General features: G+C 56.6%; 16 protein-coding genes. 10 read left to right on the top strand and 6 right to left on the bottom strand.

The annotated features are described in order from the left end of the window. Positions 1 to 30 precede the first annotated feature (30 nt). Positions 31 to 1278, top strand: a complete 1248-nt coding sequence (gene lysA / locus H9646_RS11215; protein ID WP_191723452.1) for a diaminopimelate decarboxylase — start codon at positions 31 to 33, stop codon at positions 1276 to 1278. Positions 1279 to 1417: 139 nt separating this feature from the next. On the opposite strand, the gene H9646_RS11210 is transcribed toward lysA, so the two are convergent. From H9646_RS11210 to H9646_RS11195, 4 genes are all read right to left on the bottom strand, one after another. Further along, positions 1418 to 2434, bottom strand: coding sequence for an NAD(P)H-dependent glycerol-3-phosphate dehydrogenase (locus tag H9646_RS11210; RefSeq protein WP_191723451.1), 1017 nt, complete (start codon positions 2432 to 2434; stop codon positions 1418 to 1420). Between the two features lie 111 nt (positions 2435 to 2545). Then, positions 2546 to 3001, bottom strand: coding sequence for a protein-export chaperone SecB (gene secB, locus H9646_RS11205; RefSeq protein WP_191723450.1), 456 nt, complete (start codon positions 2999 to 3001; stop codon positions 2546 to 2548). A gap of 114 nt (positions 3002 to 3115) precedes the next feature. After that, complete coding sequence (gene grxC / locus H9646_RS11200; protein ID WP_191723449.1) at positions 3116 to 3373, bottom strand: glutaredoxin 3; 258 nt, start codon at positions 3371 to 3373, stop codon at positions 3116 to 3118. Positions 3374 to 3464: 91 nt separating this feature from the next. Then, a complete protein-coding gene (locus H9646_RS11195; protein ID WP_191723448.1) occupies positions 3465 to 3872 on the bottom strand; it encodes a rhodanese-like domain-containing protein in 408 nt (135 codons plus the stop codon). A 141-nt stretch (positions 3873 to 4013) separates the two neighbouring features. On the opposite strand from H9646_RS11195, the gene gpmA reads away from it, so the two are divergent. The 4 genes from gpmA to H9646_RS11175 all read left to right on the top strand — a co-directional run bounded on the left by gpmA (position 4014) and on the right by H9646_RS11175 (position 7652). Next, the gene (gene gpmA, locus H9646_RS11190) at positions 4014 to 4757 is read left to right on the top strand and encodes a 2,3-diphosphoglycerate-dependent phosphoglycerate mutase (RefSeq protein ID WP_191723447.1); all 744 of its coding nucleotides are present in this window, start codon (positions 4014 to 4016) and stop codon (positions 4755 to 4757) included. Between the two features lie 95 nt (positions 4758 to 4852). Continuing rightward, the gene (locus tag H9646_RS11185) at positions 4853 to 6301 is read left to right on the top strand and encodes a S41 family peptidase (protein WP_191723446.1); all 1449 of its coding nucleotides are present in this window, start codon (positions 4853 to 4855) and stop codon (positions 6299 to 6301) included. Between the two features lie 139 nt (positions 6302 to 6440). Then, positions 6441 to 7193, top strand: coding sequence for a HesA/MoeB/ThiF family protein (locus H9646_RS11180; RefSeq protein ID WP_191723445.1), 753 nt, complete (start codon positions 6441 to 6443; stop codon positions 7191 to 7193). Between the two features lie 90 nt (positions 7194 to 7283). Beyond that, the gene (locus tag H9646_RS11175; RefSeq protein ID WP_191723444.1) at positions 7284 to 7652 is read left to right on the top strand and encodes a response regulator; all 369 of its coding nucleotides are present in this window, start codon (positions 7284 to 7286) and stop codon (positions 7650 to 7652) included. A gap of 70 nt (positions 7653 to 7722) precedes the next feature. Here H9646_RS11175 and H9646_RS11170 read toward each other — a convergent pair whose 3' ends face one another. After that, positions 7723 to 8355 (bottom strand): response regulator, encoded by a 633-nt coding sequence (locus H9646_RS11170; protein ID WP_191723443.1) that lies wholly within the window; start codon positions 8353 to 8355, stop codon positions 7723 to 7725. A 151-nt stretch (positions 8356 to 8506) separates the two neighbouring features. Here H9646_RS11170 and H9646_RS11165 point away from each other — a divergent pair, with 151 nt between their 5' ends. The 5 genes from H9646_RS11165 (at position 8507) to H9646_RS11145 (ending at position 12496) form a co-directional block, all read left to right on the top strand. Next, entirely contained in the window at positions 8507 to 9874 is a 1368-nt protein-coding gene (locus tag H9646_RS11165; RefSeq protein ID WP_191723442.1) for a CHASE3 domain-containing protein, read from the top strand. 336 nt (positions 9875 to 10210) lie between these two features. After that, positions 10211 to 10378: a DUF1328 domain-containing protein gene (locus H9646_RS11160; protein ID WP_191723441.1), complete on the top strand. Its 168-nt coding sequence runs from the start codon at positions 10211 to 10213 to the stop codon at positions 10376 to 10378. 62 nt (positions 10379 to 10440) lie between these two features. Beyond that, entirely contained in the window at positions 10441 to 10878 is a 438-nt protein-coding gene (locus H9646_RS11155; protein ID WP_191723440.1) for a hypothetical protein, read from the top strand. A 99-nt stretch (positions 10879 to 10977) separates the two neighbouring features. Next, positions 10978 to 11298 carry a BON domain-containing protein gene (locus H9646_RS11150; RefSeq protein ID WP_191723439.1) on the top strand — a complete coding sequence of 107 codons (321 nt, stop codon included), beginning with the start codon at positions 10978 to 10980 and terminating at the stop codon, positions 11296 to 11298. A 106-nt stretch (positions 11299 to 11404) separates the two neighbouring features. Next, a complete protein-coding gene (locus H9646_RS11145; protein WP_191723438.1) occupies positions 11405 to 12496 on the top strand; it encodes a zinc-binding metallopeptidase family protein in 1092 nt (363 codons plus the stop codon). Here the strand turns inward: H9646_RS11145 and coaD are convergent. Beyond that, positions 12493 to 12984 carry a pantetheine-phosphate adenylyltransferase gene (coaD, locus tag H9646_RS11140; protein ID WP_191723437.1) on the bottom strand — a complete coding sequence of 164 codons (492 nt, stop codon included), beginning with the start codon at positions 12982 to 12984 and terminating at the stop codon, positions 12493 to 12495. The two genes, H9646_RS11145 and coaD, sit on opposite strands and share 4 nt — an antisense overlap. Between the last annotated feature and the right edge of the window lies 1 nt (position 12985).

The raw sequence follows: 12985 nt of genomic DNA, 5'->3' as shown, positions 1-12985 counted from the left end.
AGTGCATGCAGCCATCCAACACTTAAAGCCATGTCTTGCCCTTTCTCGCCAGAACAACTGTGGAACCTTGCTGATGAATTTGGCACCCCGCTGTGGGTGTACGACGCCCAGGTGATTCGCGAGCGCATTGCCCAGCTCAAGGCGTTTGACACCGTCCGCTTTGCCCAGAAGGCGTGCTCCAACATCCACATCTTGAAACTGATGCGCGAGCAGGGCGTCAAGGTGGATGCAGTCTCGCGCGGCGAAGTGGTGCGCGCACTGGCCGCTGGCTACGTGGCCGGGGGCGAGCCCTCAGACATCGTCTTTACCGCCGATGTGATGGACGCCGCCACGCTGGCGACCGTGGTCGACTACAAAGTGCCGGTCAACGCGGGCTCCATTGACATGCTGCACCAGTTGGGCCAGGCATCGCCCGGCCACAGTGTGTGGCTGCGCATCAACCCCGGCTTTGGCCATGGCCACAGCAACAAGACCAACACGGGCGGCGAGCACAGCAAGCACGGTATCTGGCACACCGATCTGACGGCAGCACTGGATGCCATTGCCCAGCACGGCCTGCATCTGGCTGGCCTGCACATGCACATTGGATCAGGGGTGGATTACTCGCATCTGCAAGAGGTCTGCGGTGCCATGGTGGCGCTGGTCAAGCGTGCCAAAGAGCATGGCCATGACCTGCAAGCCATCTCGGCGGGCGGCGGCCTGTCCATCCCCTACCGTGAAGGCGATGCCACCATCGACACCGACCACTACTTTGGTCTGTGGGACACCGCGCGCAAGCAGGCAGAAGTCATCATCGGCCACAAGCTGACTCTGGAGCTGGAGCCCGGCCGCTTTCTGGTGGCCGAGTCGGGCGTGCTGCTGGGCACCGTGCGCGCCACCAAGAACGCAGGCAACAACCACTTCACTCTGGTGGACACCGGCTTTAACGAGCTGATGCGCCCCAGCATGTACGGCAGCTACCACGGCATGCACATCCAGCGCCGTGGCGCGGGCGTACTGCCGCCCGTGCGTGACAGCGTGGTAGCAGGCCCGCTGTGCGAGTCTGGCGACGTATTCACCCAGGGCGACGGCGGCGTGGTACTGCCCCGCACGCTGGGTGATGCGCAGGTGGGCGACCTGCTGGTCATTCACGACACGGGTGCCTATGGCGCGTCCATGTCCAGCAACTACAACACCCGCCCGCTGGCTGCAGAAGTGCTGGTCGATGGCAGCAAGGTACAACTGATTCGCCGCCGCCAGACCGTGGAAGAGCTGCTGGCGCTGGAGCTGGACCTTTAACGCGCCCCGTGTACCCCATTAAAAAAGGAGCCTTCAGGGCTCCTTTTTTATCTTTATAGCTACCAGCGCTTATCCAGCAAGGTTTTCAAATACAAAAGTATCTGAAAACCTTTGTACACCTGCGCAAGTAGCTCATTTTTTATATACCTTCACTTTTCGGATCTCGCGCCATCAGGCGCTGCACCGCATCTTGCGGGCTGATGCGGCCATCCAGCAACTGCACCACGGTGGCGGCAATCGGCATCTCTACGCCCGCGGCCTGTGCACGCTGCACCACGGTGCGTGCGCTGTACACCCCTTCGGCCACGTGCCCCAGCGAATCTACGGCCTGCGCCAGCGTCATGCCCTGAGCCAGCAGCAGCCCCACTTTGCGGTTGCGCGAGAGGTCGCCCGTGGCCGTCAGCATCAAATCCCCCAGGCCACTCAGGCCCATGAAGGTGTCGGCCTTGGCACCCAGCGCCACACCCAGACGCGTCATCTCTGCCAGTCCGCGCGTCAGCAAGGCCGCCCGTGCGTTCAGACCCAGATGCATGCCATCGCACAGGCCTGCAGCAATCGCCATCACGTTTTTGACAGCGCCGCCCACTTCCACGCCCACGATGTCTTCGTTGGCATACAGGCGCAGCGGGCCCGTGTGAAATGCCTGCAACAAGGCCTGGCGCACCAGCAGATGCCGGCTGGCCGCTACCAGCAGCGTCGGCTGCCCATTGGCCACTTCCTGCGCGAAGCTGGGGCCACTCAAGGCACCGCTGGCTAGCTGCGGCGCCACCTGTGCACACACCTCATGCGGCATCAGACCCACGCCGCTGTGCCCGGCAGGCACAGCTTCAAAGCCTTTGCACAGCCATGCCACGGGCACCGTGACATGTGCATCAGCCAGGGCCTGCAATGTGCTGCGCAGTGCAGACATGGGCGTAGCCACAATGACCAGCTCCATACCCTGCACGGCTTGCGCCAATGGCGCCGCGCTGACTTGCAGCGCCGCAGGAAATGCCATGCCCGGCAAATAGCGGGCATTGCTGCCTGCCGCCTGCATCTCCTGCACCTGCTGGCTATCGCGCGCCCACAGCGTGACGTGGTGGCCCGCACTGTGGCGCGCCGCTGCAATCGCCAGTGCTGTGCCCCAGGCACCAGCACCAATCACAATTAAATTCATAGCTTTTAACGCTGATTCATCAAGCCTCAGAGGCTAAAAATGCATAAAAAAAGGCTCCGCAAGCGGAACCTCTTTTGTAGCATGCCCACAGGCTGGCTGCGTGACAGTGGCTTACTGCACCGTGCCTTCAACTTGCCCGGCGGCGTCGGCATTTTGCTGCTCGTACATGGCTTGAAAGTTAATTTCAGCCAAATGCACAGGCGGGAAACCAGCGCGGGTCACGATGTCGGCCACGCTGGCACGCAGGTATGGGTACACGATTTGAGGGCAAGCCACGCCAATCACGCCACCCATCTGCTCTTCTGGGATGTTGCGGATTTCGAAAATACCGGCTTGCTTGGCTTCCACCAGGAACAAGGTTTTGTCTTCGATCTTGGTTTGCACGGTGGCCGTCACAGCCACTTCAAACACGCCTTCAGCCACTGGAGTGGCTTCCACGCCCAGTTGGATGTCGACATTGGGTTGTTCTTGCTGCAGCAAAATAGCGGGCGAATTGGGTTGCTCCAGCGACAGGTCCTTCAGATAGACACGTTGAATCTGGAAGACGGGAGTAGCTTGTTCGGACATGGTGTCAGTCTTTCTTACGCAAAGCAGGCGATCATAAAAAGGCCCGCTGGCAGTGGCTGCGGCAGCGGGCACTTAAGCCGATCATTATGCAGGCATGCAGCCCGCACAGAAAAATCAGGCGTTGAGCAAAGGCAGCAGCTCGCCTTTGGCATCCAGTGCCATCAGGTCATCGCAGCCGCCCACGTGGGTGTCGCCCACAAAAATCTGCGGCACCGAGCGGCGGCCTGTAATTTCCATCATCTGAGCACGGGCAGCAGGGTCCACGTCGATGCGGATTTCTTCAATCTGCTCCACGCCCTTGGACTTGAGCACTTGCTTGGCGCGCACGCAGTAAGGGCAGACGGCGGTGGTGTACATCTTCACGGCTTGCATGACAGGAATCCTTGTGAGTCAAAAATGAAGGCTGCAAAAAAGGGGCCTTGCAACCCCTTAATGGTAGGACAGTTGAAAAAAACTGACCTGCTTAAGCTTTAGTGACAGGCAGGCCCGCATCGCGCCAGGCCTTCATGCCACCGGCCAGTGCCTGCGCATGCTCATAGCCCAGCTTCTTGGCCTGGGCTTCAGCGCGCACCGCACGGGCACCCTTCTCGCAAACCAGCACCACAGGCAGGGCCTTGTTCTTGGCCATCTGGGGCAGGCGCTCGTCCAGCTGTGCCAGAGGAATGTTCTTGGCATTGGCAATATGGCCCTTCACATATTCCTCGGGTTCGCGCACATCCACGATCACCGCTTTTTCGCGGTTGATCTTGGCCACAGCCTCATTGGGCTGCAGCGAACCGTTGCCCATACCCTTGAGCGAAGGCACCAGCAACAGGCCACCGGTGACCACCGCCAGCAAAATCAAATACCAGTTTTCAACAATGAAAGTCACGTCAGTCCTTGGGTTGGCAAAGCGTGCAATTTTAGGGGCACTGCCAACGCCCCTGACAAAGCAAGCTATACAGAGCCGGCGCACAGCCTAAAATAGCAGGCTACACCCTTTCCCCTTTGTGTTGTTGTGCAGAAAGAAGCCATGTACAAGCTCGTGCTGATCCGCCACGGTGAGTCCACCTGGAACCTTGAAAACCGTTTCACCGGCTGGACCGATGTTGACCTGACACCCACGGGCATCGCCCAGGCCAAAAAGGCCGGTCAATTGCTTAAAGCTGACGGCTATGAATTCGATGTGGCCTACACCTCCGTGCTGCAGCGCGCTATTCACACCCTCTGGTACGCACTGGACGAGATGAACTGCACCTGGCTGCCCGTCAACAAAGACTGGCGCCTCAATGAGCGCCACTACGGCGGCCTGCAGGGCCTGAACAAGGCCGACATGGCCAAGCAATACGGCGAAGAGCAAGTACTGGTCTGGCGCCGCAGCTACGATGTGCCGCCACCAGCGCTGGAGGCCAACGACCCACGCAGCGAGCGTGGCGACCGCCGCTACGCTCACTTGCAGCCCGAGCAAATCCCTTTGACTGAATGCCTCAAGGACACCGTGGCCCGCGTGGTGCCGTTCTGGAGCGAAACACTGGCACCCCAGATCAAGGCAGGCAAGCGTGTCGTGCTGGCCGCCCACGGCAATTCGATCCGCGCACTGGTGAAGTACCTGGACAATATCGCCGATGACGCTATCGTTGGTGTCAACATTCCCAACGGTATTCCACTGGTGTATGAGCTCGATGAGAACCTGAAGCCCATCCGCAGCTACTATTTGGGTGATGCACAAGCTGCAGCCAAGGCTGCAGCCGCCGTTGCAGCCCAAGGCAAGGTGTAACACCCTTCCTGTCTACGGGTGGTTGCGTCTTTAACGCACCACCTGCAAGGCAGCGCCGTGTATATTTGTCGACGCAGGTAAAAACTAAAGTCTCTATGAGCCAAAAACTCAAAATTGCTGGATGGGTCTCGTTGGGCGTTTTAGCGGGGGCACTGACCACGGTGTCACTGCAAACCGTTGCGCGCGGCGGCATCTCGCCCCTTCCTCTGGAAGAAATCCAGCAGCTGTCGGCTGTGTTCGGCATCATCAAGACCGATTACGTCGAGTCTGTGGACGACAAAAAGCTGATCACCGACGCCATCTCTGGCATGGTCTCCAGCCTCGACCCCCACTCCCAGTATTTCGACAAGAAGTCTTTCAAGGAATTCCGAGAAGGCACTTCGGGTCGCTTCGTGGGCGTGGGTATTGAGATCACACAGGAAGACGGCTTGATCAAAGTTGTCTCTCCCATCGAAGGCTCTCCCGCTGACCGCGCCGGTCTGAAAAGCGGTGACTTGATCACCAAGATCGACTCCACCGCTGTCAAGGGACTGACACTCAATGAGTCCGTCAAGCGCATGCGCGGTGAGCCCAAGACCAAGGTCGAGCTGACCATCTTCCGCAAGGACGAAAGCCGCACCTTCCCCGTGACCATCACGCGCGAAGAAATCAAGACCCAGTCGGTCAAGGGCAAGCTGATCGAGCCCGGCTACGCCTGGGTACGCCTGAGCCAGTTCCAAGAGCGCACCGTGGATGACTTTGTGCGCAAGGTTGAAGAGCTGTACAAGGAAGACCCCGACATCAAGGGCGTGGTGCTGGACCTGCGCAATGATCCGGGTGGCTTGCTGGATGCCGCTGTCGCCATCTCTGCCGCATTCCTGCCGGAAGGCGTGACCGTGGTCAGCACGGACGGCCAGCTGGAAGAAAGCAAAGCCGTCTTCAAGGCTGCGCCAGAGTTCTATGCACGCCGTGGCAATGGTGATCCGCTCAAGCGCTTGCCTGCTGCACTGAAAAAAGTGCCATTGGTGGTGCTGGTCAATGAAGGCTCGGCCTCTGCCAGCGAAATCGTGGCAGGTGCTTTGCAAGACCACAAGCGCGCCACCATCATGGGCAGCCAGTCGTTTGGCAAGGGCTCGGTACAAACCGTGCGCCCCTTAGGCCCAGATACGGGCCTGAAGCTCACCACAGCGCTGTACTACACGCCGAGCGGAAAATCCATTCAGGCCAAGGGCATTGTGCCCAACATCATGGTGGACGAAACAGCAGAAGGCGATGTCTACGCAGCCCTTCGCATGCGTGAAGCCGATCTGGAAAAGCACTTGGGCAACGGTGATGCCACCGCCGAAAGCGAAGCTGCTGCGGCCCGCGAAAAACTGCGCGAAGAAGCCCGAAAGCGCCTGGAAGAAGATGCTAAAAAGCCCATCGCTGAACGTCGCCTGCCTGAGTTTGGCTCTGCCAAAGACTTTCAATTGCAACAAGCTTTGAACCAGCTCAAAGGTCTGCCAGTCAAAGTCAGTAAGACTTTGACTGAACGCCCTCCAGAGCAAAAAGACAAAGACGAATAAATAGAGATAGCAGCTATCGCAGAACCAGCTTAGTTTTAAAAGTTAATTCATATTGAAACCTAAGTAGGACAAGCGCCAGCCGCTCTCTTTTTCTTTAACAGCCGGGTGCCTTGTGCCCGGCTTTTTTCATGGAACCACCATGAACGACGAACAACTGCTGCGCTACTCACGACACATCCTGCTGGACGAAGTTGGCATCGAAGGCCAGCAAGCCATGCTGGATGCGCACGCACTCATCATTGGTGCAGGTGGTTTAGGCTCTCCGGCTGCACTGTACCTTGCTGCATCAGGCGTGGGCCACATCACTCTGGTCGATCATGACAGCGTCGATCTGACCAATTTGCAGCGCCAGATTGCCCACACCACCGCTCGTGTGGGCCAGCCCAAGGTGCACTCTGCAGCGCAAGCGCTGCACGACATCAATCCCGAAGTGACCGTGCGCTGCATCGAGCAACATGCAGATGCCGCGTTGCTCGATGAACTTGTCTCACAGGCTACGGTCGTTTTGGACTGCTGTGATAACTACCAAACGCGGCAAACTGTGAATGCCGCGTGCGTCAAACACAAAACCCCTCTGGTTGCTGGAGCGATCATTCGTTTCGATGGCCAGATTACGGTGTTTGATCCACGCAAGGAAACATCACCCTGCTACGCATGCCTGTTCTCACCCGAAGAAACTTTTGAAGAAGTGCAGTGCTCCACCATGGGTGTCTTTGCACCTTTGGTCGGCATTATTGGGTGCATGCAAGCGGCCGAGGCTTTGAAGCTGATTGCACAGGTTGGTGAGTCTTTGGCAGGTAAGTTGTTGATGTTGGACGGAAAGAACATGGAGTGGTCGCGCATGCGTACCAGCCGCAATCCCGAATGCATCGTTTGTTGTAACCAGAAGTAGGCTATTGACTACAAACACCAGTCACAGGGACATGCAAAATTTAAGCACTGTCTCCCCGATGCCATTGCACTTCATTGATTTATTCCCACTGTGACTCTCCAAACTTTCTTCGTGGAAGACAACGCCACCATTCGCGAAAACTTGATCGAGACTTTGCTTGAACTCTCGGATGTCAACGCTATCGGCTATGCAGAAACGGAAGCAGAAGGCATTGCCTGGCTGACAGACCCGCACAACCACTGGGACCTGGCCATCGTCGATCTGTTTTTGCGCCAGGGCAGTGGCTTGGGCGTCGTGGCTGCCTGCCAGAACCGCAAACCTGGTCAGCGCGTGATTGTGCTGAGCAACTACGCCACGCTGGATGTACGCCAGCGCTGCAAAGAGCTGGGGGTGGATGCTATTTTCGATAAATCCAATGAAATTGATGCTTTACTGGATTTCTGCATGGAAATGACGTGACCGGGTTTTCTTTCAAGCATAAAAAAGCTGACTTCCGTCAGCTTTTTTTATGCTTGAAAATGTAAAAAGATCAATCGATCAATTTGTTTTTCAATGCGTAGTAAGTCAGATCGCTGTTGGAAGACAGCGCCATCTTCTCCATCAAACGCGTGCGGTACGTGCTGACTGTTTTGACGCTCAGTGACAGCGACTTGGCAATATCACCTGCTGTTTCACCCTTAGCCAGTTTCAAGAACACCTGAAACTCGCGCTCGGACAGCTGCTCATGGGGGGGCGCATCATCTTTACGATTGAGCTGCTGCGCCAGCAGATCAGCCACCGTGGGCGTCAGGTAACGCCGCCCCAGAGAAATGGTGCGAATAGCCTCGGCAATCTCCTTGGGCTCGCACTCTTTGTTCAAGTAGCCGCTTGCACCCTGGCGAATCAAATTGATTGCATAGTGCTCTTCGGGATAGCCACTCAAAATCAGGATGCCCATGTCTGGCGCCTTGGCACGCAGCATGGCCAGCGCATCCAGGCCACTTTGACCTGGCATGGACAAGTCCATCACCAAGACATCAATGTCTTGCTGACGTACCAGATCAATGGCTTCACGGCCATTGCTGGCCTCTCCTGCGACACGCAGATCTACGTGTTCAGACAAATACTGGCGCAAACCTGAGCGCACGATGGCGTGGTCATCCACGATACCTACTTTGATCATCGAAGCCTCTCTTCGTGTTATGGGACGAATCCCTAGATTTTCTAGTTTCGCAAGACATATGTTTGCGGCACACAGCGGTAACCCTGTCTCAAAGCAAACTTGATTATGCAGAATATCTGTACCAAACTGGGAACTTGCTGGAGGAATCAATGTGAACTGGACGAAATTGCGCCGTATGGCAATCAGCTTGCCACTGGCCATCTTGGCAGCTTGTCTCATGATCAGTATCAATGAGTATGGCTACAAGCAGACGAATCAATCGCTCACCAACTTGACGCATGCATACGACACGCGCAATGCCGTTAGCTCACTCATGAAAGAAATGCTGGATGCAGAAACTGGTTTACGTGGCTTCCTTTTGACGGGAGACGAGAACTACCTGCAACCATACAACGATGCCATCAAAAGCATCAACCAGTCTCAGGATCGCATCCGCACGCTGCTGCAGCGCTCACCTGAGAGCATGAAATTGTTCGTGCCTCTGTCACGCAGCATCAGCCGCAAAACTGCAGAAATGGATTTGAGCTTGCGCCTTTTTCGTGAAGGCAACGCAGATGCCCTGAAGTTTGTGATGTTCACGGACATGGGCAACAAGGACATGGGCAATATCCGGGAGCTTTCGCACCAGCTGGTTGCACTGGAAACGCAAGAGGCCAACGCCTATCACCAGAACGTGAAATCTTCGGTTTTCCTGGCTCGCGTGGGCGTCACCACAGTCACCCTCATCGGTCTCTTGGCGTTTTATCTGTACCTGCGTCAACACAACATGGTCGAGCGTTTGCACAAACGCGAGCAAGCCTTGCAGCTGGAAGAACGCAGCCGCCTGGAGCAACTGGTGCGCGAGCGTACTGCCACCTTGACAGAACTGGCCAACCATTTGCAGCAAGTGCGTGAAGACGAGCGAGGTCACCTGGCACGCGAGCTGCACGACGAGCTGGGCGCATTACTCACAGCAGCCAAGCTGGATGTTGCACGGCTGAAATCAAAAATCGACATGCTCAATCCGGAAGTGACTGACCGCATCAAGCACCTCACAGAAACGCTCAACAGCGGCATTGCGCTCAAGCGCCGCATTGTGGAAGATTTGCGCCCCTCCTCCTTGGCCAACCTGGGGCTGCCCACTTCGCTTGAAATCCTGACTTCTGAATTTGCACAGCGCAGTGGCATTGCCATGGAAGCCAACTTCGAGGCGGTAGAACTGCCGGACGCCACCGAGCTGACCATTTACCGCTTGGTGCAAGAATCGCTCACCAACATCGGCAAATACGCAAAGGCCACCGCAATTCAGGTCACCGTGCACAAATACCCCACCTATGTCGCTGTACAGATTCAGGACAATGGCGAGGGTTTTGATCTGGCATCCATCCGGCCCAACTCGCACGGTTTGGCAGGTATGCGCCACCGTGTAGAAGCAGTCGGAGGCCGGCTGACCATCAACTCAGCAATTGGAGAAGGCACCACCGTCTCTGCGGTGATTCCGGTTGGCACCACCGCAGTAGAAACGCTCACACCGGCTTAATCTAGGCTTGTCCTGGGCCACAGCGCATTGCCAGACATGCGCCGCTTGTGGCCTGACCAAGGGGGCGCAATCTGCGCCCCCTTGGTGTTTTTGAGGACGCGAGCACTTTCATTGCTCGCTTTTCCTGTGCTTCGCTGGCCATGGCATTGCTCACCTGACAGAAACACAGCGCCAGCCATCTGTAGGCCTGCGCGCACATGCATGTCAGTCTGCATGCTTACAAAAAACCGCCCCCGGTACTGTCACACAGCTTGCACCAGCTTCTCTACAGTCAAAGCATTGGTTAGCGAGCTCTATTCAAAGCACGCAATGACCAGCACCTAGAGGAGGTTCACTATGCTGCATTACGCCGTCGTATTTCTCATCATTGCCTTGATTGCTGCCATCTTTGGTTTTGGCGGCATCGCTTCAGGCGCAGTCGGTATTGCCAAGATTTTGTTCTTTGTCTTTGTCGTTATGGCCGTCATCACTTTTGTGATGAGCCTGCTCAAAAAGAAAGGCTAAGCCTGAGAACGTCAGCTGCAAATCACTGATTTGCACTTTTCAACACAGAAGGACAACTTGATATGAGCCAAACTGAAGACGCCAAGAAAAAGCTGACCGAAGCAGCAGATACCACCGCAGAAGCCGTCAAAGACGCTGCACAAACAGCCAGAAAAAGCGCACAGGACTTCGCTCAACAAACCAGCGAATCGGCCAAAGAGGCTGTCAAGACCACTCGAGAAGCAGCGAGCAATGCGTTTGAAAAAGCACAAGATGGCATGCGAGCGGTAGAAAAAGAACTCAGCCCAGCCATTGATGACCTGTCTTTACGCGCTCAGGAGTTTTGCAATCGAAGCATTGATTTTTGTGCCGAAAGCTCTGAGCGCGCCCGCAAGCAGTTTCAACAAGCTGCTCAAAGCACGACGCGCTACGTCGTAGAGCAGCCCGGTAAATCCATCTTGATGGCCGCCGCCGCTGGCGCAGCCGTTGCTGCTGCCTTCTTGATGGGCCGTCGCCGCTAAATACCTCGGGATTGAACCAACCCATGGCGCAGAGGGTGCGCATGCCAGGGGGAGTTAAATTTTGCGCACCGATCTAAAACTAAGACTTAAAGGCTTGCTATGAATAAAACCACACGTGCTCTCGCTTTTGCTACTTTGGTTGGCGTCACCATCATTGGAGCCACAGGTTGCTCCGTAGCCCGCAACCAGCAGACCGTAGGCTCGTATGTTGATGACGCGGGCATCACCACTGCGGTGAAAGCCAAATTTGCGGAAGACAAATCCGTAGCGGCCACATCTATCAGCGTGGAGACACTCAAAGGCACCGTACAGCTGTCCGGTTTTGCCAAGAGCCAGGCTGAAAAAGACCGCGCCGAAGCCATTGCCCGCAATGTCAAAGGTGTAACCGCTGTTCGCAACAGCATCGTGGTTCGCCCTTAATCACGCAGCAGGCAGCTGTCTGCTGCTTTTGACCACTGCCTCAAGCAATGCCGGCCCATATGGGCCGGCATTTCTATTTATGCGCAATCCTCGCTAAGCTGGTGCCATGCGTACTTTTACTTGCGACCACTGCGGGCACCTGGTGTTTTTTGAAAGCACAACCTGTGTGCATTGCGGCTCTACGCTGGCTTTTGTGCCAGAGCGCATGCACATGGCCGCGCTGGCACCCTCGCAAACTCAGCCAGGCATCTGGGAGCCTGTATCCAGCCACTTCGACAAAGGGTCTAAGCACTTGCGCATGTGCCGCAATCGCAGCAACGAAGGAGCGGCATGCAACTTCACAACCGATGCCGATGGGTCTCAGCCGTATTGCGTCTCCTGCAGGCAGACACGCTGGTTACCCAACTTCATCAATCCGCTGAATGTGCTGCGCGCCAGCAAAGTGGAAAACGCCAAGCGACACCTGTTCTACACCCTGTCTTGTCTGCAGCTGACCCCACTTCAAGGATTTGCTGCCCCAACTTTTGACTTCTTGGAAGACTTGCCGGGGCAACCTCAGATCATGACCGGACACACCGCAGGCGTCATTACCCTGAACGTGGCCGAGGCAGATGATGACGAGCGCGCCCGCCGACGCTTGGCCATGTTTGAACCCTACCGCACTTTACTGGGCCACTTGCGACACGAATCCGGGCATTTCTTCTGGGACACCTTGGTGCGCGACACCCAATGGCTGGCTCCATTCAGGCAATTGTTCGGCGATGAACGCATCGACTACGCCCTTGCACTGCACAACCACTACGCACGCGGACCGATGGGGCTTGCGGGCTGGCAAGCACACTATGTCAGCGCATACGCAGCCGCACACCCGTGGGAAGACTGGGCCGAAACATGGGCGCATTACCTGCATGTGATGGACTTGATGGAAACCGCAGCGAGCTACCACGTGCAGCTGCGCCTGCCTGGCCACCAGAGCAGCTGCGCACCGGTAGATGATCCATTTGCCAACATTCACATCGCGTTTGAGCACATCCTGCAGCAGTGCGTGCCGCTTACCCTCATGCTCAACAGCCTGACGCGCAGCCTGGGGCAAAGCGATGCCTACCCGTTCGCGCTTTCCAGCGGCGCAGTTGCCAAGCTGCAGTTCATTCACGAGGTGGTCACTGACCACCGCATGCGCAAGCTACGGCAAACCTAGCGTTTCAACTTGCCCAGCAACTGCTGCAGCACTGTGGGCGAGACAAATTTGCGCACCTCGTCTCCCCCCAGCGTGGCAATTTCACGCACCAGGGTGCTGCTGATAAACATCGTTTCTGCACTGGGCGTCAGAAACACCGTTTCTGCTTCAGGCATCAAGTGCTTGTTCATGCCTGCCAGCTGAAACTCGTAGTCAAAGTCAGTGCCTGATCGCAAGCCGCGCACCATCACCTTGGCACCCTGCTGCGCCACAAAGTCACGCACCAGCCCCTCAAAGCTGGCCACGCTGACATTGGGCACATCGCTAAAGACCTCGCGCACCATCGCCAGGCGCTCGTCCAGCGTGAACATGGTCTTTTTATGGTGTGCCGTAGCCACTCCCACAATCACCTGGCCAAACATCTGGCTGGCGCGGCCAATCATGTCTTCGTGCCCCAAAGTAATCGGGTCAAACGTACCGGGGTAGACAGCAACCACGTGCTCAGCCATA

This window comes from Comamonas avium (assembly GCF_014836675.1).
GTDB lineage: Bacteria > Pseudomonadota > Gammaproteobacteria > Burkholderiales > Burkholderiaceae_C > Comamonas > Comamonas avium.
Note: the sequence above shows the minus strand (reverse complement) of the source record. Positions and strands in the feature narration are given on the sequence as shown.

Bases quoted from the DNA above. Each gene is read 5' to 3' on its own strand.
- lysA (WP_191723452.1), top strand. From the start codon at position 31: ATGTCTTGCCCTTTCTCGCCAGAACAACTGTGGAACCTTGCTGATGAA.
- H9646_RS11210 (WP_191723451.1), bottom strand. From the start codon at position 2,434: ATGAATTTAATTGTGATTGGTGCTGGTGCCTGGGGCACAGCACTGGCG.
- secB (WP_191723450.1), bottom strand. From the start codon at position 3,001: ATGTCCGAACAAGCTACTCCCGTCTTCCAGATTCAACGTGTCTATCTG.
- grxC (WP_191723449.1), bottom strand. From the start codon at position 3,373: ATGCAAGCCGTGAAGATGTACACCACCGCCGTCTGCCCTTACTGCGTG.
- gpmA (WP_191723447.1), top strand. From the start codon at position 4,014: ATGTACAAGCTCGTGCTGATCCGCCACGGTGAGTCCACCTGGAACCTT.
- H9646_RS11185 (WP_191723446.1), top strand. From the start codon at position 4,853: ATGAGCCAAAAACTCAAAATTGCTGGATGGGTCTCGTTGGGCGTTTTA.
- H9646_RS11180 (WP_191723445.1), top strand. From the start codon at position 6,441: ATGAACGACGAACAACTGCTGCGCTACTCACGACACATCCTGCTGGAC.
- H9646_RS11170 (WP_191723443.1), bottom strand. From the start codon at position 8,355: ATGATCAAAGTAGGTATCGTGGATGACCACGCCATCGTGCGCTCAGGT.
- H9646_RS11160 (WP_191723441.1), top strand. From the start codon at position 10,211: ATGCTGCATTACGCCGTCGTATTTCTCATCATTGCCTTGATTGCTGCC.
- H9646_RS11155 (WP_191723440.1), top strand. From the start codon at position 10,441: ATGAGCCAAACTGAAGACGCCAAGAAAAAGCTGACCGAAGCAGCAGAT.
- H9646_RS11150 (WP_191723439.1), top strand. From the start codon at position 10,978: ATGAATAAAACCACACGTGCTCTCGCTTTTGCTACTTTGGTTGGCGTC.
- H9646_RS11145 (WP_191723438.1), top strand. From the start codon at position 11,405: ATGCGTACTTTTACTTGCGACCACTGCGGGCACCTGGTGTTTTTTGAA.
- coaD (WP_191723437.1), bottom strand. From the start codon at position 12,984: ATGGCTGAGCACGTGGTTGCTGTCTACCCCGGTACGTTTGACCCGATT.